Source organism: Amycolatopsis coloradensis, assembly GCF_037997115.1.
Classification (GTDB): Bacteria; Actinomycetota; Actinomycetes; order Mycobacteriales; family Pseudonocardiaceae; genus Amycolatopsis; species Amycolatopsis coloradensis_A.
This window is the reverse complement of the sequence record NZ_CP150484.1, coordinates 8,077,805-8,098,167: the sequence shown is the minus strand read 5'-3', so window position 1 is coordinate 8,098,167 and position 20,363 is coordinate 8,077,805. Positions and strand designations below refer to the sequence as shown.

The following is a 20,363-nucleotide window of genomic DNA, read 5'->3' as shown; positions in this document are numbered from 1 at the left end:
TTCACGACTGCCTGGGAGGGTGTTTCGTGGGTTTGGGCCAGGAGGCCGCCGAAGAAAGAGAACGTCCGTTCCTGGAGCGACTGGACGAACCCGTCCGCGCCCGGTTGCTGGAAATGGGCACCCCGCAGACCTACGAGGGACGGCAGGCGCTCATGCGGGCGGGCGAACCCGGCGACTTCGTCATGCTGCTGCGGCACGGCTACGTGAAGGTGACCAGCGCCGACCGGATGGGCGCGACGGTCATCCTCGACGTCGGGGTCCCCGGAGATCTGCACGGCGAGATCGCGGTGATCGCGGGCGGCATCCGGATGGCCGACGTCGTCGCCATCGAAGAAGTGCACGTCCGGCGTATCGCGGCGAGCGAGTTCAACCGGTTCCTGCTGGAGCATCCGGCGGCGATGCGGGAGGTGCTCGTCAGCGTCGCCCGCAGGTTCGTGCTCGCCCAGCGGCAGCGGACCCAGTCCTGGAAACCGCAGGCGGTGGCCAGGGTCGCGACCAGGTTGGACTATCTCGTCGACGTCTGTGGCATCCGGACACCCGCCGGCTGGCGGATCGGGATCCCGTTGAGCCAGGACGAACTCGCGCAGTTCATCCCGATGGGCCGGACCATGGTCGCGCAGGCACTGGACAAACTCCGGAAGGCGGGAGTGGTGGCCAGTTCGCGCCGGGCGATCACCGTCATCGATCGCGAGGCATTGCGGGTGGTCACGGAAAAAGGTGTGACTTAGCTCACTGGCGTTGACCAACGCGAGGTCACGTTCTGTTCGGTTCCGAACAGAACTTCCGGTGAGGAGTGGGAACACTGCTTCCTGCCGCCAGTTTTCACCGATCAGGGGAGGGGTCGCAGAGATGCAGGTGCTGACCTCAGGCCATTACAACGCGCACACCCACGCCGTCCTGTCCGTCGACATCGTCGGTTCGTCCAAGGCCAGCGACGACCTGTTGGACCCGATGAAGACCGAGATGGAAACGCTGGTTTCCCGCTCGTTCACCGCGGTCGGGCTCGCGCCGGGGGAAGCGCGTCACTTCCGGGAGACCGGGGACGGGCTGATGGTCGCGTACCCGGACCACGCCGTCGGCCAGCTCTGCGAGGTCGTGTTCCACCTGGACCATCTCCTCCGGACCCGCAACCGCTACGCCCGGGTCCCGATGCGGGCGCGCGTGGCGGTCCACATGGGACCGATGGCGGACAACCACCGCTACCACCGCACGTACATCACGCTGACCCGGTTGCTGTGCGCCTCCACCTTCAACGACGCCGTGGGCTACTGGTGTCGTTCGGATCCGACGGGCGACAAGTTCGGTGCCGGGATGATCGTCTCGCAATCCGTGTGGCGCAACGTGGTCGAGCCGTTCGGGGTCGCGCTGGTCCCGCCGGCCCGCTGCGCCAGGATCAGCGTCACGACACCGGATTTCGCGGACAGCGCGTGGATCCACCTGCCGGGCTTGGACGCGGAAGCGGTCCTCGCCGAACTGAATCCCGCTGTCGCGGTGCCGCTCGTGTTCGACCGGGTGAGCCGGTTGTCCACGACGGCCTGACCCAGACCGGGCGGTCCGGTTTCCAGGGAGGGAAAGCCGTATCGCTCGCCGGTTCCCGGACAGCACCGTCCGCTGCGTAGGCGGCATCGTCCACGACGAGTTGGGGCGGATACGGTTAGAACCGTCCTCACCACTCACGAGCCCTAGCACGCTCCCGCCGCCCCCTATTTGTCAATTGACACTCACCCTCAGGGCCGATCGACGCGATAATGTGGCGGTCGGCGCCGGTGGGGCGGCGCCGTGGACCTTGGGAGGGGGCCAGTGGCGCGACCGACGCGGGCTCTCGACCGCACGATCGTCGTGGTGGACGTCGTGGGGTTCACCGCGCCGGACCGCAACCGGCTCGACAGACTCGCCGTGCACCAAGGCATGTACGAGGTGCTGAAGACGGCCTTCGCCGAAAGCGGTATCGATTTCGATTCCTGCGCGCACGAGGACCGCGGCGACGGTGTGCTGGTCCTTCTGCCGCCCGGAACGACCAAAAGCCTGGTCGCCGACCTGTTCCCGGATCGCATCGCGGTCGCCCTCCGCCGGTACAACCACACGCGGACGCCGCAGGCGCAGATGCGGCTCCGGGTGAGCTTCAACTCCGGCGAGGTGATCGACGACGGCAACGGGTGGGTCGGGGAAGCGGTCGACATCGCTTTCCGCATTCTGGACGCGCAACAGGCGAAGGACGCGTTCGCGGAATCCGGCCGCATGATCGCGTTCATCTGTTCGCAGCGATTTTTCGCCGACGTCATCGAAAAGGACCCGGGCCTGTTGCCCGAGTCATACAGTCCGATACCCGTTTCGGTGAAGACCTTCACCGGAACGGCTTATTTACGGCTGCACGGAGAAGGTGCCGCGACGGCCGCCAAATTCCCCGAACCGGCGGTCGTGGCCGCCGAAGACCTGTTTCTGGCCGACCTGAACAGCGCCGTTCTGGAGTTGATCCCCCGCAAGGACCTGGCCGGCCTGCACCGAAGGCTGACCCGGCTGGAAGTCCCCCATTTGGCGGTCATGGTGAGCCGCGCGCTCGGCCCCGCGGTCCCCTTGCCCCGGCTGGAGGGCATCACCGACGCGTGGGGCGCTTTCCAGTTGCTCGCCGACTTCAACGCGGGGCCGGACGGTATCCCGCCGGCCATGACTTTTCTGGGCCTGCTCGCGGAAAACGTGGACGGCGAGCCCGCGGCCATGATCGCGAACTGGATCGCTGACCAGGCCAGGTCGTTGCGGCTCGGCCCCGCCCTTCTGCATCAGCGGCAGAGCAGGCCACCGATTCCGGAGCGGCCCCATCTCCATCTGTTGATCATGCTCGAACCGGTTTCCGGGGACCCCACGCGGTGCACGCTCGCGTTCTGGCGGCAGGACGATCCGGAGGTCTGGCCGCCGTCACTCGGTGGAGTGCGGGAAATCGGGATAGAAGAGGTCGAGTTCAGGGTCGATGACGTCATCTTGGAGACTGAAGGCGTCTGGTCCGGCCAGAGCATGTCCGCGTCGGTGGAATTCCTGCTGCCGAGGACGTTGATCAATTTGCCCGTGCAGCGCTGGGCGAAGGAACATGAGACCGGCCATCCCCAGCCGTTGCGCTACGGGTACCGGCTCGGAATACGGTCTTTGGAGAGGATGCGGGCGAGGCATTGGCATCGCGCATGGCATGTTCGCTGGGATTCGATGGTGAAGGACCCCGCCGCCGATCGGCTGCACTATTCCGGGTGCGTGGAGTTCGAGGATCATCCGATCGACGCCGTCCTGAGCGACGATCACTGGGTCGGCCTGGTATTGGCGAAACCCCCTTCGTCCCAAGCGGAACCGGGCGGCGTGCCGGACGAACTGACGAGCGCGCTCCGCAGCGGTCTTCCGGTGGTGCTCTGGCATCCGGACGCCGAGCCGGAGAACCTGCGCGAGTTGCTCGACTGGGTATTGGCCGCGGACAGCGGTTTTATCGAACTCCCGGATCGCCGCAAACTGGCGAATTCGGGTGCGGCGGTACCGTTCAAGAATTCTCTGGCTCACGATCTGGTGGTAATGTGGGACGACCCGAAACGGGTGATCGTTCTGGACCAACCGTTGATCCCGACTCGACTGTAAGGGGATGCCGCGGATGAGCGGGAACGATCAGGACGCGGCCGTGAACGGCCGGACGCCTCAGCACGACGCACCCGATTGGTGGATCTACCGGGGAACCGGAAGGCCCATTCACGACATCGACCTCGCGCAGTTGCTGCCCGCGCCGCCGCCGTGGCGTTCGTATCGCGGCGACCCGCCACCGGAGAACGACGTGCCGCCGCCGGACGACGGCGAGGCGGAGCGCCGTCTCGGCACCGCGTTCACGCTTTCGGAGCTGACCGTCGACGACGGCGAGCTGAACATGGTCAACGCCGCCCTGTATCTGCGCCGTCCGTTGCTGGTCACCGGAAACCCGGGGACGGGGAAATCCAGCCTCGCGTACCGGATCGCCAGGGAACTCGGTCTCGGCAGGGTGCTGCGCTGGGCGATCACCAGTCACACCGCGCTGAGTTCCGGCCTCTACGGCTACGACGCGATCGGCCGGGTCCAGGCCGCGGCGACCAGTCAGGCGCAGCGCGGCGGCGAGGCGGAAGAACCACCGATCGGCGATTTCGTCCGGCTCGGCCCGCTGGGCACCGCCTTCCTCCCGGGCAGGCTGCCGCGGGTACTGCTGATCGACGAGCTGGACAAATCCGAGGCGGATCTGCCCAACGACCTGCTGTCGGTCTTCGAGGACGGCGAATTCTCCATCGAGGAACTGGCGCGCGTGCGCAACCGGCATCCCGAGGTCACCGTGCACACCGCCGATCCGCAGCGCACCGCGGTGGTCCGCGACGGCAGGATCGCCTGCCACGCCTTCCCGATCATCGTCATGACCAGCAACGGCGAACGGGAGTTCCCGCCCGCCTTCCTGCGCCGCTGCCTCCAATTGCGGATCGAGAACCCGGACGAGGAGCAGCTCGCGGCGATCGTGGCGGGCCATCTGGTCGGCGAGAACGGCGAACACCGGGACAGGCTCATCCGGGAATTCGCCGAACGGAGCAAGGCGGAAGGCGGTCTCCCCACCGACAGGCTGCTCGACGCCGTCTATCTCGCGACGTCGGGCGCGTACCAGCCGGATCAGGAGGCATGGCCGCGGCTGGTGGACGCCCTCTGGCAACGACTGACGGTGCGGTGACATGGAGGGGCCGGGCGGTGTGTCCGACTCGCGTTCCGCCCCGGTGGCGGAGCGGCGGAAGACCGGTTCCCCCCAGGGGGTCGAGCGGTTCGGATTCGAGGACCTGAGCTGGACCGACGTCGCCGACATCGTGTGGCTGGCCGCGGCCATTTCGCCGCGGCGGGCCGCAGACGGAGCCGAGCCCGCCGAGGAGCCGGAGCGGCCTTCCGAGAAAACGCGGATCCGCAATGCTCCCGCCGAACGCGGGGAGAACCCGGAACCTCCCGAGTCGCGGCCGTCGCGGATCGTCGACACCGAGGTGCCCTCCGGGGACGACGGTGAGGTCGTCGGGATCGAGGCCGTGCCCGGTGAGCTGCCCGAACCCGCGGTGGACGGCACCGGGCCGGGGGGAGTGGTACTCCTCGAATCGCTGGAGTACTTCCGCGCACTGAGATCACTGAAACGGGAGACGGTGTCGCGGCGACACAACAACGTGGTCCTGGACGAAGTGGCGACCGCCGTCCGGGTCGCGGAGACCGGCCGGTGGTGGCCGGTCACCCGATCGAGAAAAGAGCGCTGGCTGGACCTGACGCTCGTCCTCGACAATGGTCCCTCGATGGCCTTGTGGCGGCCGAGGGTGTCGGCCTTCGTCGAATTACTCCGGCAGGTGGGTGCTTTCCGCACCATTCAGGTCCGGCTGCTGGAAACGGCGAAGGACAGCGAAGAGGGTCTCGTTCTTCGCGGTGGCACGCCCGGCGCGCCCGCCCGCGACCCGGACGAGATCGTGGATTCTTCGGGACGGCGGGCCGTATTGCTGCTGACCGACGGTGTCGGCGATGCCTGGCAGAACAAGGACGCGCTGTACCCGATGCTCGCGCGTTGGGGCAGGCGGATGCCGGTGAGCATCGTCCACCTGCTCCCGCCATGGCTGTGGGGCCGGTGCGGAATGGAGCCGCACAAGGCGTGGTTACGTGTCCCGAACGCGTTGGCACCCAACAGCCGATGGGGTTGCGACCTCGCGGACGCCTGGCTCGAACCGGGCTCGGAAGTGCCCGGCCACCTCGTCCCCGTGCCGGTGCTCGAACTGCGGCCGCGGTCGCTGGGCTGGTGGGCCGGGCTGATGACCGGCGAAAACACCGGTGCCGTCGAAGGAACGGTCGTCCTCACCACGGAACGGATTTCCCGGTCCGATTTCACGGACCCGCCGGTAACTTTGTCACCCGCCGAAAGAGTGCACAGATTCCGCAGTGTTGCGTCGCCGCCGGCGCTACGCTTGGCGCAGTTGCTCGCGGCGGTACCGGTCCGTCTCGACGTGGCGAAGCTGGTGGGACAACGGTTCGTGCCGGAAGCGGGAGTGGAGCACCTCCTCGAACTTTTGCTTTCGGGGATGATGTACGCTCCCGCACTCAGGGAGGGCAAGTCCACTTGGGACACCGACGGGGTCTTCGCTTTTCCCGAGGCAGTCCGGGAATTGCTGCTCAGCGGCGCGCGACGGTCGGAAACGGCCAGCGTCGTCCGAGTGGCCGCCACCCATTTCGGTGACCGGATCAGGTTGCTCGGTCACCTCCGGGACGCCATCGCCGACCCGAACAACACACCGGACCCAGACCTCACCCGCGAGTCCCCGGCCGATGTGGAATTGGAAAGCGTGCTCATGCGCGCGCTGTCCGGACCGTATCTGTCCCGGGCCGACCGGCTACGGAACGCGGTACGGGGCCGGGGTCTCGTCGCATTCGAATCTGAATCAATAAAGAAGGCTGTGAGCCCAAAAATGCCTGAGACGGCCGAACGTCCACCTGCTTCGACACCTGTGCCACAGGGACGGTCGACTTATCTCAGCGAGCCCGACGCGAACGAACCGACGACCAGGATCGTCCACCCGTCGGCGGTGGACAGTTCCCGGCACTTCCCCGACCGCCAGCCCGACGACCCGCCGCTGATCTTCGGGAACGTCCCCCCGCGGAACCCCAACTTCACCGGTCGCGACGAACTGCTCGAGCAGCTCACCAAGCGATTGAGCAGTGGTACCACCGCCGTGCTTCCTTCGGCGTTGCATGGTCTTGGTGGTATTGGTAAGACTCAGATGGCTGCTGAGTATATTTATCGGCATCTTCAGGATTATGATCTGGTGTGGTGGATTGATGCCGCGCATACGACTCAGATTCGTGCTGGTCTTTCTGAGCTTGCGGGNATCAGCCGGTAGGCCTCGACGAGCCGTTCGGACGGCTTCGGCCGCCCGCCCTGCCGTGTGGTGATCACCGCGGCGTTCGCCGCCAGTGTTCCGCCGCCTCGCTCATGTCCTTGTGCGGATGCCGGAAGAACCGGCATCAGCCCGGCGCCCCGCCGGGTGACCTCCGCCCATCGGGTCATCGCGTCGAGACTGATGCGCCAGGCGCGATAGCCGAAGTCGTCGTCGACGACGTACCGCTGCCGTCCGCCCTCGCGCTCGCGGATGATCAGGCCGCGTTGTTCGAGCCAGCCCACGGCCTCGGACACCGACGCGGGGCTGACTTCCAGCCTGGCGACCAGTTCGGCGGACCGGGTTTGCGGCGGCGCGCCCGCCATCGAGTCCGACAACCCGGAAACGCGCTACGCGGTCGGTCACCTCGCCGAGAAACTCCTGGAACTCAACAGGACCCTGCCGGACCGCGAGTTCGACCAGCTGGCCATGCGCGCGACGAAATAGCTCAACCGTTCGGCTGCTTCTCGACGACCCTCCTGCGGCGAGTGCGGGCGACCCCGATCCACAGCAGGACGGAGACGACGGCGCCCGGCACCGCCGTCAGGTACACCGGCCACGCGCGGAAACCCGACGCCCACAGCATCGTGGCCAGACCGAGGGTGATCAGCGTCCAGATCAGCGCGAGGGTGCCGCCCCGCCACCGCCACCGGGCGGTGAGGCCGCGCAGTCTCTCCCGTTCTCGGCTCACACCGCCGGATACCCGCTCTACGCCTGGTCAACCCCCGGAAATCAGGCGCGGAGATAGCCGGTGATCATCGCCACGAGCTCGTTCTCGAGCCGGGTGATGTCGATGGAGCCGGGCGCGGCGATGAGCTGGTGCACGGTCAACTCCACAGTGGACGCCACGAGCCTGGCCGCGGTGTCCTTGTCCCGCACCCGGACTTCGGGGTGGCCGTGGAGGAGGTCCCGCAGATCATTGATCATCTCCCATTCCAGCCGGGTGACACGTTCCAGCAGCTCACCGGAGCGCGGTGCCTGCTCGATCATGATCTGCAGCAGCCGCGGATCGTCGAGATGGTTCTCGATCACCGTGTGCACGAACTCCCGGATGACGGTCTCGAGCGGCTCCGGCGACTCCTTGTACCGGCGCAGCGTGTCGGTGGCCCGGTCGCCGTCGAGGTGGCGGGTGAGCAGCTCGGCCAGGATCGCGTCCTTGTTCGGGTAGTACTGATACAGCGAACCGATCGAGATCCTGGCCCGTTCGGCGATCCGGTTCGTCGTCCCCGCGGCGTAGCCGTACTCGGCGAAAACGTGAGCAGCCGCGGTGAGGATGCGCTGCCTGGTCAGCTCGGCCCGGACCTGGCGTGGCTGTTTACGTGGCTGAAGCCGTCGTTGCTCCGACGTCATGACACTCCCGGTGAAGCGGCGCGAAAGCGAGTAGCGAGCGGGCTGAACAATTGCTCATAATTGTGCCATGACCAGCAGTGATACGCGCCCGCGCCGACTTTCGCCCGAGGAGGTCCGTGCCCGGCTGGGGGAGCCGGAGGCCATGATCAGGGCCAAGGTCCACGACCGGATCGACCGGCACGGCCATCGGTTCATCGCCCATGCCCCGTTCGTGGCGATGGCGACGTCGGACGCGAGCGGCCTGCCCGATTGCTCGCCGCGTGGCGACTACCCGGGTTTCGTCAAGGTGCTCGGCGAGCGCACCCTGGCGATCCCGGACCGGCCGGGCAACAAGCTCGCCGACTCCTTCCGCAACCTCGCCGAGAACGACGGCATCGGCCTGATGTTCGTGGTCCCCGGCGTGCGGGAGGTGTTCCGGGTCAACGGCCGCGCCTATCCCACCGACGAGCCGGACGTGCTCGCCAGGATGCGCACCGAGGGCAAACCGGCGGAACTGGCGATCATCGTCGACGTGCTGGAGACCTTCTTCCACTGCGGCCGCGCGCTGATCCGGTCCCGGCTCTGGGATCCCGCGAGCCAGGCACTGGCGGACGAATTGCCGTCCGTCGGCGAGGTCGCCGCCGAGCAGATGGGGCTCGACGTCGATCCGGCCGTGGTGGAGGCCATGCTCGAAACCGGCTATCGGCAGTTGTACTGAGGTGAATTCGTTGATGCAGAAGACCGTTCTCGACCGCGTGGAACCGGTCGCCGAAGGAACCGTCTCGCTCGTCTTGCGCGGCGCCGAAGGCCCGTTGGCGCCCTGGGAGCCGGGCGCGCACGTCGATGTGGCGCTGCCGAACTGGCTGACCCGGCAGTATTCGCTGTGCGGGAACCCGGCCGATCGCGGCGGCTATCGGGTCGCCGTCCGGTACGACCGGCTGAGCCGGGGCGGTTCGGAGTACGTCCACCTGTTCCTGCGCGCGGGCCGGACGCTCGACGTTTCCTTGCCACGCAACAACTTCCCGTTGCTTCCCGCGCCGGAACACCTGTTCGTCGCCGGCGGGATCGGTATCACGCCCCTCAAACCGATGCTGGCGGCGGCGGGTCCTTCGGCCAGCTTGGTGTACGTCGGCAGGTCCGAAGCGACGATGCCGTTCGCCGCCGAGCTCAAGGCCGCGTACGGCGACAGGGTGCGCCTTCACTCCACCGCTGAGCACGGCAGGCCCGACTTCGCCGCGCTGGCCGCCGGGCTCGGCCCGGACGCGCTGGTCTACTGCTGTGGTCCCGCGTCGATGCTCGCCGCGGCCGAAGCGGCGTTCCCCGCACATCGACTGCATATCGAGCGTTTCCGGCCGGTGGCCAAGGAATTCGCGCCCACCGAGCCCTTCGAAGTGCACTGTGTCCGATCGGGGCGAACGGTACCGGTCGCCGCGGAAGAGTCGCTGCTGGACGCCTTGAACCACGCGGGGTTCCGTATCCCGTCCGGTTGCCGTGAAGGGGTTTGCGGCAGTTGCGAGATCGGCGTCGCCGGCGGCGAACCGGACCACCGCGACGACATCGGCGCGCCACCGGGACGGATGTACTGCTGTGTCTCCCGCGCGTCGTCACGTCTCGACCTCGATCTCTGATCCGGCTGGACCTGCCGCTGCCCGGACATGAAGGAATTTCCCCGAATTGCCGCCGGAACGGGCCGGTGTAACCCTGGTCATACCGAACGACACCACCACCACGAAGTACAGGAGTCGTTATGACCACCACCGAAATGCCCGCTGTCCACGAATGCACGGTCAGCGGCTGTTCGTACAACCACGACGGCTGTCACGCTTTCGCCATCACGGTCGGTGGCGGCAACGGATCGGCCGATTGCGGAACGTTCGTCCCGCTCAACACCAAGGGCGGACTCGATCGAGTGACCGCACAGGTGGGCGCCTGCTCCCGGTCCGACTGCCGCCACAATTCCGCGCTGGAATGCACCGCATCGAGTGTCCGGGTGGGACCGGGCGAGGGTGACCATGCCGCCAACTGCTTGACCTACGCCCCGTAGTGAAGCGCGTGAAGGCCCCCTTCCCTCGGCTCAGCCGAGGGAAGGAGACGACAGGACGTCCCACACCGCTTCGGCGACAGCGGACCGTTCGCACGTCGTCAGGGTGAGGCGGTACGGGACGTTCTTGTCCCACAGGCGGTAAAGGATCGTCGCGCCCGCNGGCGATCAGGCGCGGCGGCTTCGCTGGACGACGGAGCCTTCACGCGCTTGGGCTTTCGCGACGTCGCGGAGCGGCGTCAGCTCCCGGCCTGGTCGCAGCTCGCGGCGTCGGTGCCGAGCACCGGGTCGGTCACCGGGCGGTTATGGATCGGGATGCTCTTCTGGGTGGTCAGCGCGCCGTCGCGAAGGGTGTAGACGGTGCGGGTGCCCGAGTAGGTGAGCGGGTCGGCGCCGACGTCGTCGGCTTCGGCCGCGACGGTTTCGAAGGTGCGGCCGCCGCCGTCGAGCGGGGTGCACTGGTAACCCAGATGGGCGGCGACACCACCGCCCTCGGCGACCGACAGCGGCTTGCTGTCGTTGTCCACGACCTGGCTGAGGTTGCGGCCGTCGTAGTGCAGGGCGGTGAAGAACGTGGTGTTGGCGCCGACGGACTGGGTGACGATCAGTTCGGCGCGGCCGTCGCCGTTGAGGTCGGTGACGCGCGGGGCCTCGAGCGGGACGGAGCTGTCGGCGCCGAGGTGGATCGAGGTGAAGGTGCCGTGCACGGTGGCGGAGATGACCTGGTCGTTGTCGCCGGTGAGCTGGGCGGTGACGGTCTCGATCTCCCCGTCGCCGTCGAGGTCGGCCACGGTGGTGACCGGGTCGCCGGACGGTGCGGCCATCGAGCTGCTGAGCGGGCTCGCCAGCGCCGGGACGACGGCGGCCAGGCTCAGTGCGGCGGCGACGCCGGTGATGGTGGCGGTACGGATGATGCCGGTGTGGTGCATGGTGTTCTCCCTCCCACGCTTCCGGTGAACTTTTCACCGAAAGTGCTCTCATGAGGGGAGACGGTTGCGGCCCGGGGTGCGTGCAGTGAGAGTGCGATGTGCCACACGAACGCAACCCGGGTGGCCCGCCCCCCGCACCCGCGTGTCCGCGATCCTGCACGGTGTCTGGATCCTGGTGTTCGTCGCCGCGTTCGCCGGGCTGATCCAGAACATCCCGCTCGCCGCGCTGGCCGGCCTGCTCGTCCACGTCGGCGCGAAACTGGTGAACCCCGGACANAGATCGAGGCGGCCGACGCGGCCGACGGTGGATTCCCGGCCGCCGGTTTTCGTCTTCCGGTATCAGGGGCGGTAGATCTCCTTGACCGTGGTGATCTGGTCTTCACCGTTCACGGTGATCTGCGCGAGTACCGGGTTGCCTTCACGCACCTGCTGGATCAGCTGCTCCTTGGCGCACGGCTGGTTGCCGTAGCCCTCGTCGTCGATGGTGACCGATTCGCCAGTGCACAGGGTGGCCGCGCTGAACACCTCCGCACCCGGCTCCAGCGGAAGCCGGTACGTCTTGCCGTCGGTCATCAGCTGGAAGCGGGCCATCCGCAGGGGGGCGTCGTATCCGGTGAACCGCACCCGCTGGGTGGTGTTCGGGAACTTGCGCTTCCGCTCGACCGGCGCTTTCCCGGCGCCCGAGGGCCTGGTCTCCAGCTGCAGGGAGCTGTTCGGCACGCCGCAGACCACCTCGGTCCCGGATTCCGTCAGACGGGCGCAGGTCCACTTGCCCCGCACGTCGAGCACCCGCTCGCCGGGGCCTTCCGCCTGCGGCAGCTTCTCGTAGTACTCGGTGATCACGTTGTACGCCTCGGTGCAGCCCGGCGTGGTGCCGTCGGTCGCGGCCACCGCGATCAGATCCATCTTCGGCCGCCCCGGCGCGCCGGGGCGGCCACCGTGCTTGCCGCAGTTGACGTCGCCGCCCGACGACTCGGCGCCGGAACCACCGGCGGCCGCCCCCTGGCCACCGCCCACCTGCGCCTGTTCGACGGCCGCGTTCTTCACCGGAGAACCATTTCCCGCGACATTTCCCCGCCGCACGCGGAAAGGAGTGCGGTGGCGGCGACCGCCCCGCCCACAATGGCCGTTTTGAGGGTCTTCTTCGCGGTGAATTTCATTTCAGCGCCCCTCTCGCATTCCTTGGTGAAGCTTTGTCCGGAAGACGCCGGAAGCGGAATGGGGTAGCTCCGAAAAGCCGGTACGGCGCGGAGTTGCCCGAAGGTTCGAACCGTCGTGTCCTCGGGGGCACGACCTCGGTTCGCCGCGCAACCTCCCCGGCGTGGAACGCGAAACGCCGAGGAGGCCGCGAAGCCGGTTACGGGATGACGCGGTTGCGCAGGTTGTTCGGGTACGGGCCTTCGCCGTGGATGTTCAACTCGTTGCTCACCTCGAAGCTGTAATACGGGTGCGAGCTGAAATAGCTGTCCAGATTGGTACCACCGAAGCAGATCAGATCCGCGCCGCCGGCCGCCCTCGGCCCGTTGCACAGGCTGAGCGTCGGGTACCGGAACGAATCCACCGGCCGGAAACCGGCGCCGCCGGGGCCGGGAACGGGCAGGTGCCCGATCAGCCCGCCGGGGTCACCCGGCCAGTTCGACTCGACGGGCTGCCGCCGCCCGTCCGCGAACAGCACACCCTGGATGTTCCGTCCGGGCGGTTCGGTCTCCAGCACCGTGCCCGCGACGAGCGCGCCGAGACTGAATCCGACGATGTAGACCTTCGTTTCGAGGTCGCAGCCATAGGTGACGTAGAGGTTGTACAGCGCCGTGCGGAGATTGGCGACACCCGCGTCGACGTCGGCGTACAGATTCACGTCCCCGGCGCCGTTCGGATACGGAATGCGCACCGGGTCGGCGCCGCCGGGCGCAAACGCCCGGTCCAGGAGTTTCTGTGCCCCGCCGTCCTGATATCCCGGCACGACGAACATGACGGGTCCGCACGGGCCATCGGGCCGCGCGGGCGCCGCCTGTGCCGCCCCCGATCCGGCGATGGTTCCGGCCAGGGTGACCACGGACAGGACGGCGGTCGCGAGCAGACGTGCTCCGGCTCTTCTCATCGGTTTCTCCCCACTGTCGAATTTCCTCGACGAACGCTAATGAGCGCCGATGAAATACCGATGAAATGCGGGAGATCACGGACTTCGTACCCACTTTCGGGTGAAGTTTTCATTCTGGGCTCAAGTGGTCTTTCGTGGACTCAGGCCCCGGCCGGGAACCGTCCACCCAGGCGTATTCGTTGCGGAGGCCGACGCGGGAGAACGTTCCCTCGGGTCCTTGGGTGACCGTGTACGCCTCACCCGCCGCGGGGGTCGTGAGTGTTTTGTGTCGTTAGAACGACACGAAACACTCACGACCACCCAGCGACGGCCGAAGCCGTGACCGAGCCGGTGATCGAGAGGCCTGCCGCCCATCGTGTCCAGCCTGCGCGGTAAGGCTTTTTCGCCCGTGGTGTCGCTCGCTTCCGAGCGATCAAGGCCCTGTCGCCGGCAGGGCGTCCCTGGCCGAACATATGGTTATTTCACGGACGACGACCGCTAAATGTCCTCTGTGGACAGACCTGGTCCGTCGCTCGCGTCACCGGCGGCCGGCGGCCAGGATGACGAGGAACTGGCCTCCACCCGGCTCGACGCCCGCGGTCACCGGTAATCCGGGTACCAGGCGGGAAAACCGATCTTCGAGCCATTCCGCCGCCTCTTTGGCGTCTTGCTCGGTCGGGCAGCGGGCCACCAGTTCGCGGCCTCCCTTGCGCTCCAGCCGTCCGGCGACCGTGATCAGCGGCGCGGGGTCGGCCACGTGCAGACGGTCCGGCCAGGCGATGACCACCTTGACCGCGCCCTTGCGGGTGTTGCACCCGCGATGCGCGAGCCGCTCGGGGATCTTGGCCTTCCGGTCGGCGGTCCGGCTGTCGACACTGGGCCCGCGCGGGTCGTTCACCGACATGTCCGGGTCGACCGGCTCGTCGCACACCCAGCAGCGCCAGCCGTCGCGCTCGGCCACGTCATCGAGAAGACTCATCCGGTCAACCTAGCCTGCCGCTCCGCGCGTTCGTGCGACGAGTCGTGACCGCCCAATGTCACGCAGCTTAAGTTGATCTTGGGTGAGGTTGACATGTGGGGTGAAGGCTCCCTTCGCTGCGTCTGATGCGACGAAGGGGCGCCTTCGGCCTTGGTCGTGGGTCGGGTTGGTCGTGAGTGGCGTTTCGGGTTCTAACCCAAAANGCGCGTTCCCTGGTAGCCGCTCTCATCGTTCGCCGGTCGCGCCGGAAGCGAGACACTGAGCTGTTTGGATGCGCCCAGATCGTGGCCGTGCCGGCGGCTGGTGGCGACGGCGGTCGGTGCCGAGACGACGTCCGCCCGGTGGCCGGCACGCCCAGGACCGGCCCGTTTCGCAGGCTATCTCCGCGGACTCCGAACCGATATCGGATTTACGCCCGTTCCGGTGACGTTCAGCGGATATTCGCTGCCCGATCAGCCCTTTCCGCCGAGCCCGCGCAGGAAGGCGAGCGACGGCATGAAGAAGTAGTCGCCGCCCTTCAGTGTCACCGACTGCGGGATCGGATCCGCGGTCACCGTGCGGTCGCCCGCCCATTCCGTGGTGTAGACGGATTCCGGCCGCGGGCCCTGGCCGATGACCGGGTCGAGGCCCGGCGGCTTGACCCCGACGGGCGGGATCGGGAACCCCGGGTTGTTCGACCAGGTCGCCTGGGTGAACTCGAACTGGTTGCCCAGCACCGAATTGAACGCCATGAACAGCAGGCCGACGCCGCCGCTGGGCCGGGCCGACGGCGGCAGGTCGGCGTTCGGGTCGTCGGCTCGTTCGCCGTAGGGCACGCCCCGTCGCGCCATCAGGTGCAGGCGTTCCCGCGGCGGCTGTTCCGCGCCTCCGCTGCCGCGCGGGTTCGTCTTCCGGATATGGGCCTGGAATGGGCATTTGGCGCCGGCGGCGTCACTTCCGTAGTCGAAGTTGTTCGGTACCGGACTTTCCGCACCCTCTTCCCGTTGCGCGGTCAGCGGGGTGCCGTCTTCGAAACGGCCGACGATCATCGCGCCCGCCCGTTCCCGGTCTTCGCCGACGAGGCCCAATTGATCCGCCAAGGCCTCCTCGGACTGCTTGAATCGCCGCACATTCTGTTCCAGTTTGCGGAAAACGAAGTAGCTGCCGAAATGCACTCCTGGATCGGGGGCGGCGTGATCCGGGACGAGCACCTGGTTCAGGGGAGCGGTCGGATCCCAGACGCCGATACCGTCCGTTTCCGTCTTTTCCGCGTGAATGTCCTCGACCAGGAAGAGCGGCTGGCTCCGGCCGTCGACGTAGCCGAAATGTTCGATCCCGTCCCCGTTGGCGTTCACCCGCCCGAGTCCGGTTTCCTCGGCGACGACGGAGACCGTCGACGGAATCAGCGCCAGAACCTCGTTCCGGCGCGCGGTCGTCGGAGCGTCTTCGGCGTCGCCGATGATGACGACCGCGTGGATCTCGTCGTGGTATCCACCGTCGAACGTGGAGCGCGGCGGGTCGTTCAGCTTCTCGCGGGTCTCCTGCGCACGCATGCCGAGACGGAACGATGCGTCTTGCGGCACCTCGATTTTCAGGAACCGGTAGCCGGCCGCGGTCAGTCCGGTGCCGACGTAGGGCGACCCCTTCACCCCTTCGGTTTTGAAGCGCTCGACCTCGGTCAGGTGGGTCTTCGCGGACTTCATCAGCGGGACGAGCGACGCGAGGAACTCCATCGCGTCCTGGGCCTCCGAAAAACGGAGGAACAGTGCGGAAAAATGGTCGCGAGCGTGTGCTTTGAGGATGTTCGGCTGTAGTTCGTCGAGCATCTTCGCGGCGTCGCCGGTCGCGGTCTTCCATTCCAAGGGCATGGTCAGATCGACGGACATGGCAAGGAACCCCCTCCTTGTGAACCCGGTCCGGCGGCTCCGGCAGGTCTGTGCCGGTCGCCGTGTGGGTCTTACCCTTGATACAACCGATACCGAAAGCTCGCTGTCATCACCCGCAAGTACACTCTTCCGGCGGTTCTTTCACTCGAAAGGACCAGTGTGTCGATCACGCCCCGCATTTAGTCCTCTGCATGCGGTGGTTGCGGACGTAACTACCGCATTCAGAGGACTTAACGCGAGAGGGGGTAACACGCGTGAAGGCCCCCTTCTCTCGGCTCAGCCGAGGGTGACGAAGTCGCGGGCCTTGAGCTCGGCCTCGCGCGTCATCTCCCACGCCGGGCGTCGACGAGTTCGCCGACCGTGCGCAGTTCGAGCACGCGATACTCGGCGGGAAGGACGGTCTGGTCGATGATCGTGACCGCGCCACCGGTCCAGTCGATCGTTCTGCGCATGGCTCTCCCGTGAAATCCGGTTGTCCCGTCGCGACCGCCTCGGTGAGGATGCGGCTCGTGACCATTCAACGCCACCATCCGCCCGGTCTGCACCCCACGCCCACCTACCACCACGTGACCATCGTCGAAGGACGGCGGGACATCCACCTCGCCGGCCAGTGCCCGCTCGCCGAGGACGGCAAGGTCGTCGAGGGCGGCGTGCTCGCCCAGGTCGACCAGGTCGTCGCGAACACCGCCGCCGCGCTCGCCTTCGCCAAGGCGACCCCGGCCGACGTGGTGCGCACGGTGATCTACGTGGTCACGCCGGACGCCGACGTGCTCTCGGCCGTGTGGGACCGGTTCGTCGAGTCGGAGATCGGGGAGGCCTTCACCACCGCGAGCACCCTGCTCGGCGTCGCGCAGCTCGGGTATCCCGGGCAGCTCGTCGAGCTCGACGTCACCGCCGCCACGGCCTGATCTCGCCGAGCGCGGCCACGGCCCGCAGGCCCGCGTCGGGGAGCGGGTACTCCCGCCGCCGCAGCCACCACAGCAGCAGTACCCAGGCGGTTGGCCCGTCCTCACCACTCACGAGGGGTCATCGCCTGTCGCCGGTGTAGACGACGGCGGCGCTCACCGCGTCCACCCCCGAGATCAGTTCGGCGAGCGCCTTCGGGAGTTCCCGGTGCGTGGACCCGGCCCAGGCCCGCAGGCCGGCGCGGTCGAGCTCCGGTTCGCAGAAATCGTCGAGACCGATGGTCCAGGCCAGCAGGGCCAGGCAGACCGAATGCGGATCCGGCTGTTCGGTGCCGAGGACGGCCGCCCGCACCTTGCTGCGCGCGGCCGTCGACATCAGCAGATCCCGTGGCGGATACCGGTGATTCTTCCGCAGGAGCATCCGGTCGGTTTCGCGGTCGATCACTCCCGCGGCGAGCAGGTTCACCGCGACCGTTCCCCCGAGATCGTGGCGGAGATGGCCGACCCATTCCCGGACGGTGTGCCGCTCGGGTTCGCGGAGGATTTCCGAGAACACCCGATCCAGCGGTGGATGGGCGAGGCCGCGGCGCGAAAGCGGCCGGATTCGTTTGCGTTCCACGGTGATCCGCTCGGCGAGGAGGAGATCACAGAGCGCGGAACCGGCAATTCCGATGCCGAGTCCCGTGCCGCGCAGCGCGGGTTTTCCGGTGAACTCGTCGTGGGCGAGAAAGAACAGGGAATCGACCAAGGTCAGCCGACGCATGAATGGCACGCCCTCCGGCGTTGTAGTGCGGGACGGCCAAAGTAGCGGTAGCGCACGGACCACTGCGACCCGAGGCCCGTTTTTAGCCTGAACGGACGTACCTCGCCGAAGTGGCCGGCCCTAGGGTGGGATGGCTCTCGCAAGATCAAGAATCTTCAGCGCCAAACCGACGTCCGGGGGGACGGGTTCATGGGTACGCAAAGACCGCGGCGCGGTCTCGGCCATCGACGGCTCGGAGCCGCGCAGATCGTGTTCTTCGTGGTGGCCGCGGCGGGTCCGCTGTTCGCCATCGCGGGCGGGGTCCCGACCAACTACGCGGTCACCGGCAGTATCGGGGTGCCGCTGTCGTTCCTCCTGCTCGGCCCGATCCTGGGGCTGTTCGCGGTCGGATACGCCGCGATGAGCCGCTACATCACCAACGCGGGTGCGTTCTACCCCTACGTCGCCAACGGGGTCGGCAAATCCACCGGCGCCGGGATCGCGTTCGTCACGCTGATCTCCTACAACGCCATCCAGATCAGCATCTACGGGCTGTTCGGCTGGTCGGTGTCGACCTGGCTGGGCACGCTCACCGGATCCCCGCCGCCGTGGTGGCTGTGCGCGCTGGTGATGGTGCTGATCGTCGGCGCGCTCGGCGTCCTGCGGGTCGATCTCAACGCCAAGGTGCTCGGGGTGGCGCTGTGCCTCGAAGTCGCCGTCGTCGCGATCGTCGACATCGCGTTGTTCGCGAATCCGGCCGGTGGCACCGTTTCCTGGGCCCCGCTGGAGCCGTCGAGCCTGTTCACCACCGGCGTGGGCGCGGTGTTCGCGTTCTCCGCCGCCGCGTTCATCGGCTTCGAGGGCGCGGCGACCTACGGCGAGGAGACCCGGGAACCCAGCCGCACGGTCGGGCGCGCGACGTACGCGGCGATCGGGCTCACCGCGGTGCTCTACGTCGTCTCGTCGCTCGCGCTGGCGGTGGCGACCGGGCCGGACGTCATCGTCACCACCGCGGCCGCGCAGGGCCCGGACCTGCTGTTCAACCTCGCGGGCGAGCACCTCGGCGAGACGTTCTCCGATGTCGCGTACACGCTGTTCGTGACCGGCCAGTGCGCGGCGCTGCTGAGCTTCCACAACGCCGTCGCGCGGTATTTCTTCGCGCTGGGCAGGGAAGGGCTGCTGTCGCGCTCACTGGCCAAGACCAGCAAACGCACCGGCGCGCCGGTGGCCGGTTCGCTCACGCAAACCGCGCTGGCGCTGGTGGTCGTGGCGCTGTTCGCGATCGCGGGCCGCGATCCGGTGACCGAACTGTTCACCTGGCTCGGCACGACGGCGTCCACCGGTGTCGTGGTGATCATGATCGCCGTCTCCCTTTCGGTGATCGGCTTTTTCAAACGGCGCCGCGACGCCGAAAACGCCTGGCGCCGCTGGATCGCGCCGGGGGCGGCGATGCTCGCCCTGTCGGCCGTCCTCGCGCTGATCCTGCTCAACTTCGATCTGCTGCTCGGCCCGGCCGGGACGTTCCTGTTGCGCTGGGGGCTGTCCGGTCTCGTGCTCGTCGCGGCACTGGCCGGCTTCCTGCGCGCGGAAGTGTTGCGGACAAAGGATCCCGAGACGTACGCCGCCATCGGCGGTCCGCTCGAAGAGGACGAACCCGTCGCGCTGAGAGCGGGGCGATGATCGTCCGGCCGCCGACCGTCCGAAATGGACACCGTGATCGACGTGCTTGCCGAGGTGTTCCACGACGACCTGGTCAGCGCGTGGGTCTTCCCAGGGGACGAGCGCCGCCGCGGGCGGTCACGTCGATGTCTCCGGCGACCTGTCCGGCGCCGTCCTCTGGACGCCGGCCGGAGAGGAGGACCTGGACGACGACGCGTTCGCCGGGCTCACCGGGGAAGAAATCGGCAGGCTGACGGCGTTGTCCGAGCTGATGACGGAGCACGCTCCCGGCGGGGAGTACCACCACGCGCAGTTCATCGGCGTCCGCGAGACCGCGCGGCGGCAAGGGATCGGCGCACGGTTGCTGAAGCACGGGCTCGACCGCTGCGGCGCGGTGCCCGCGTACCTGGAGGTGAGCAGCGCGGAGAGCGCGAAACTGTACCGGCTGCTGGGTTTCCGCGATCACGGACCGGCTTTCGCGGTCGAGGGCGGGCCGCCGATGCGGCCGATGTGGCGCGAGCCGTGACAGATCTCTCGTCGATATGTCTATAAAGGACTGGTAAAGTGGCGGGCAGATGACGACGAACGGTGCCCCCGCCACGCGGCACCGTTCCGTCTTCTTCCTGCTGATCTTGCTCGTCTTCGCCTTCGTCACGCCGACCGTTCCCCACGGGCACGGGCGGACCGCGAAGGAAGATCCCGTCGCCGTCTTCGCGACCCATCCGCTGCCCGCCTTCCATGGCGGGCAAGCCGTTCCCCTCGCCGACGCTCCCGCCGAAGCGGAGACCGTCGACCTCCCGGACGCCGGCCACGCCCCTGAGCAGGGCGAATCCGTCGTCATCACCCGAGCGGTGCCCCAGGCGCCCGCACGGGCCCCTCCGCGCTGACCGGTTCTCACATCGCCGCATCAG

At 67.7% G+C, this 20,363-nt stretch carries 22 protein-coding genes and 2 pseudogenes; 13 read left to right on the top strand and 11 right to left on the bottom strand.

Going from position 1 to position 20,363, the window contains the following annotated elements; translation table 11 throughout:
- The first annotated feature begins 26 nt into the window (after positions 1-26).
- From LCL61_RS37825 to LCL61_RS37805, 5 genes are all read left to right on the top strand, one after another.
- A complete protein-coding gene (locus tag LCL61_RS37825) occupies positions 27-728 on the top strand; it encodes a Crp/Fnr family transcriptional regulator (RefSeq protein ID WP_125680634.1) in 702 nt (233 codons plus the stop codon).
- Positions 729-849: 121 nt separating this feature from the next.
- Entirely contained in the window at positions 850-1,539 is a 690-nt protein-coding gene (locus LCL61_RS37820; protein ID WP_340684177.1) for a hypothetical protein, read from the top strand.
- 261 nt (positions 1,540-1,800) lie between these two features.
- Entirely contained in the window at positions 1,801-3,612 is a 1,812-nt protein-coding gene (locus tag LCL61_RS37815; protein ID WP_340684176.1) for a hypothetical protein, read from the top strand.
- A gap of 13 nt (positions 3,613-3,625) precedes the next feature.
- Entirely contained in the window at positions 3,626-4,708 is a 1,083-nt protein-coding gene (locus LCL61_RS37810; RefSeq protein ID WP_340684175.1) for a MoxR family ATPase, read from the top strand.
- 1 nt (position 4,709) lies between these two features.
- On the top strand, positions 4,710-6,890 hold the full coding sequence (locus LCL61_RS37805; RefSeq protein ID WP_340684174.1) for an SAV_2336 N-terminal domain-related protein: 2,181 nt from the start codon (positions 4,710-4,712) through the stop codon (positions 6,888-6,890).
- Here LCL61_RS37805 and LCL61_RS37800 read toward each other — a convergent pair.
- The 3 genes from LCL61_RS37800 to LCL61_RS37790 form a co-directional block, all read right to left on the bottom strand.
- Positions 6,845-7,252, bottom strand: coding sequence for a MarR family transcriptional regulator (locus LCL61_RS37800; protein ID WP_425342079.1), 408 nt, complete (start codon positions 7,250-7,252; stop codon positions 6,845-6,847). The genes LCL61_RS37805 and LCL61_RS37800 overlap by 46 nt on opposite strands.
- 122 nt (positions 7,253-7,374) lie before the next feature.
- Positions 7,375-7,617 (bottom strand): hypothetical protein, encoded by a 243-nt coding sequence (locus LCL61_RS37795; RefSeq protein WP_340684172.1) that lies wholly within the window; start codon positions 7,615-7,617, stop codon positions 7,375-7,377.
- A gap of 41 nt (positions 7,618-7,658) precedes the next feature.
- Complete coding sequence (locus LCL61_RS37790) at positions 7,659-8,276, bottom strand: TetR/AcrR family transcriptional regulator (protein ID WP_340684171.1); 618 nt, start codon at positions 8,274-8,276, stop codon at positions 7,659-7,661.
- Positions 8,277-8,343: 67 nt separating this feature from the next.
- On the opposite strand from LCL61_RS37790, the gene LCL61_RS37785 reads away from it, so the two are divergent.
- The 3 genes from LCL61_RS37785 to LCL61_RS37775 all read left to right on the top strand — a co-directional run bounded on the left by LCL61_RS37785 (position 8,344) and on the right by LCL61_RS37775 (position 10,299).
- Positions 8,344-8,973, top strand: a complete 630-nt coding sequence (locus tag LCL61_RS37785) for an MSMEG_1061 family FMN-dependent PPOX-type flavoprotein (RefSeq protein WP_340684170.1) — start codon at positions 8,344-8,346, stop codon at positions 8,971-8,973.
- A 13-nt stretch (positions 8,974-8,986) separates the two neighbouring features.
- Positions 8,987-9,883 carry a PDR/VanB family oxidoreductase gene (locus tag LCL61_RS37780; RefSeq protein ID WP_340684169.1) on the top strand — a complete coding sequence of 299 codons (897 nt, stop codon included), beginning with the start codon at positions 8,987-8,989 and terminating at the stop codon, positions 9,881-9,883.
- 119 nt (positions 9,884-10,002) lie between these two features.
- Positions 10,003-10,299, top strand: coding sequence for a DUF1540 domain-containing protein (locus tag LCL61_RS37775; RefSeq protein WP_016331847.1), 297 nt, complete (start codon positions 10,003-10,005; stop codon positions 10,297-10,299).
- A gap of 236 nt (positions 10,300-10,535) precedes the next feature.
- Here LCL61_RS37775 and LCL61_RS37770 read toward each other — a convergent pair whose 3' ends face one another.
- Positions 10,536-11,225 carry a VCBS repeat-containing protein gene (locus LCL61_RS37770; RefSeq protein WP_340684168.1) on the bottom strand — a complete coding sequence of 230 codons (690 nt, stop codon included), beginning with the start codon at positions 11,223-11,225 and terminating at the stop codon, positions 10,536-10,538.
- Between the two features lie 76 nt (positions 11,226-11,301).
- Here LCL61_RS37770 and LCL61_RS42760 point away from each other — a divergent pair.
- Positions 11,302-11,499: pseudogene (locus LCL61_RS42760) on the top strand (SulP family inorganic anion transporter); the annotation flags it as partial.
- Between the two features lie 65 nt (positions 11,500-11,564).
- Here LCL61_RS42760 and LCL61_RS37760 read toward each other — a convergent pair.
- The 5 genes and pseudogenes from LCL61_RS37760 to LCL61_RS37740 all read right to left on the bottom strand — a co-directional run.
- Complete coding sequence (locus LCL61_RS37760) at positions 11,565-12,272, bottom strand: hypothetical protein (protein WP_425341963.1); 708 nt, start codon at positions 12,270-12,272, stop codon at positions 11,565-11,567.
- 310 nt (positions 12,273-12,582) lie between these two features.
- A complete protein-coding gene (locus LCL61_RS37755) occupies positions 12,583-13,323 on the bottom strand; it encodes a hypothetical protein (protein WP_340684166.1) in 741 nt (246 codons plus the stop codon).
- Positions 13,324-13,840: 517 nt separating this feature from the next.
- On the bottom strand, positions 13,841-14,281 hold the full coding sequence (locus LCL61_RS37750; RefSeq protein WP_340684165.1) for a hypothetical protein: 441 nt from the start codon (positions 14,279-14,281) through the stop codon (positions 13,841-13,843).
- A gap of 452 nt (positions 14,282-14,733) precedes the next feature.
- Positions 14,734-16,146 (bottom strand): Dyp-type peroxidase, encoded by a 1,413-nt coding sequence (locus LCL61_RS37745; RefSeq protein WP_340684164.1) that lies wholly within the window; start codon positions 16,144-16,146, stop codon positions 14,734-14,736.
- Between the two features lie 338 nt (positions 16,147-16,484).
- Positions 16,485-16,598 (bottom strand): annotated as a pseudogene (locus LCL61_RS37740) (S-methyl-5-thioribose-1-phosphate isomerase); the annotation flags it as partial.
- A 57-nt stretch (positions 16,599-16,655) separates the two neighbouring features.
- Between LCL61_RS37740 and LCL61_RS37735 the strand changes: the two are divergent.
- Positions 16,656-17,054 (top strand): RidA family protein, encoded by a 399-nt coding sequence (locus LCL61_RS37735; protein WP_340684163.1) that lies wholly within the window; start codon positions 16,656-16,658, stop codon positions 17,052-17,054.
- Here the strand turns inward: LCL61_RS37735 and LCL61_RS37730 are convergent.
- Positions 17,035-17,166 carry a hypothetical protein gene (locus LCL61_RS37730; protein ID WP_340684162.1) on the bottom strand — a complete coding sequence of 44 codons (132 nt, stop codon included), beginning with the start codon at positions 17,164-17,166 and terminating at the stop codon, positions 17,035-17,037. The two genes, LCL61_RS37735 and LCL61_RS37730, sit on opposite strands and share 20 nt — an antisense overlap.
- Before the next feature lie 6 nt (positions 17,167-17,172).
- Positions 17,173-17,814, bottom strand: a complete 642-nt coding sequence (locus LCL61_RS37725) for a GOLPH3/VPS74 family protein (RefSeq protein WP_340684161.1) — start codon at positions 17,812-17,814, stop codon at positions 17,173-17,175.
- Between the two features lie 189 nt (positions 17,815-18,003).
- Between LCL61_RS37725 and LCL61_RS37720 the strand changes: the two genes are divergently transcribed.
- The 3 genes from LCL61_RS37720 to LCL61_RS37710 are packed head-to-tail and all read left to right on the top strand — an operon-like array spanning position 18,004 to position 20,339.
- Positions 18,004-19,473: an APC family permease gene (locus tag LCL61_RS37720; RefSeq protein WP_340684160.1), complete on the top strand. Its 1,470-nt coding sequence runs from the start codon at positions 18,004-18,006 to the stop codon at positions 19,471-19,473.
- 46 nt (positions 19,474-19,519) lie between these two features.
- A complete protein-coding gene (locus LCL61_RS37715) occupies positions 19,520-19,978 on the top strand; it encodes a GNAT family N-acetyltransferase (protein WP_340684159.1) in 459 nt (152 codons plus the stop codon).
- A 49-nt stretch (positions 19,979-20,027) separates the two neighbouring features.
- Entirely contained in the window at positions 20,028-20,339 is a 312-nt protein-coding gene (locus LCL61_RS37710) for a hypothetical protein (protein WP_340684158.1), read from the top strand.
- Positions 20,340-20,363: the final 24 nt, after the last annotated feature.

Coding starts and splice junctions, on each gene's coding strand:
- LCL61_RS37820 (WP_340684177.1), top strand. CDS start 850: ATGCAGGTGCTGACCTCAGGCCATTACAACGCGCACACCCACGCCGTC.
- LCL61_RS37810 (WP_340684175.1), top strand. CDS start 3,626: ATGAGCGGGAACGATCAGGACGCGGCCGTGAACGGCCGGACGCCTCAG.
- LCL61_RS37790 (WP_340684171.1), bottom strand. CDS start 8,276: ATGACGTCGGAGCAACGACGGCTTCAGCCACGTAAACAGCCACGCCAG.
- LCL61_RS37785 (WP_340684170.1), top strand. CDS start 8,344: ATGACCAGCAGTGATACGCGCCCGCGCCGACTTTCGCCCGAGGAGGTC.
- LCL61_RS37780 (WP_340684169.1), top strand. CDS start 8,987: ATGCAGAAGACCGTTCTCGACCGCGTGGAACCGGTCGCCGAAGGAACC.
- LCL61_RS37775 (WP_016331847.1), top strand. CDS start 10,003: ATGACCACCACCGAAATGCCCGCTGTCCACGAATGCACGGTCAGCGGC.
- LCL61_RS37770 (WP_340684168.1), bottom strand. CDS start 11,225: ATGCACCACACCGGCATCATCCGTACCGCCACCATCACCGGCGTCGCC.
- LCL61_RS37755 (WP_340684166.1), bottom strand. CDS start 13,323: ATGAGAAGAGCCGGAGCACGTCTGCTCGCGACCGCCGTCCTGTCCGTG.
- LCL61_RS37750 (WP_340684165.1), bottom strand. CDS start 14,281: ATGAGTCTTCTCGATGACGTGGCCGAGCGCGACGGCTGGCGCTGCTGG.
- LCL61_RS37745 (WP_340684164.1), bottom strand. CDS start 16,146: ATGTCCGTCGATCTGACCATGCCCTTGGAATGGAAGACCGCGACCGGC.
- LCL61_RS37725 (WP_340684161.1), bottom strand. CDS start 17,814: ATGCGTCGGCTGACCTTGGTCGATTCCCTGTTCTTTCTCGCCCACGAC.
- LCL61_RS37720 (WP_340684160.1), top strand. CDS start 18,004: ATGGGTACGCAAAGACCGCGGCGCGGTCTCGGCCATCGACGGCTCGGA.
- LCL61_RS37710 (WP_340684158.1), top strand. CDS start 20,028: ATGACGACGAACGGTGCCCCCGCCACGCGGCACCGTTCCGTCTTCTTC.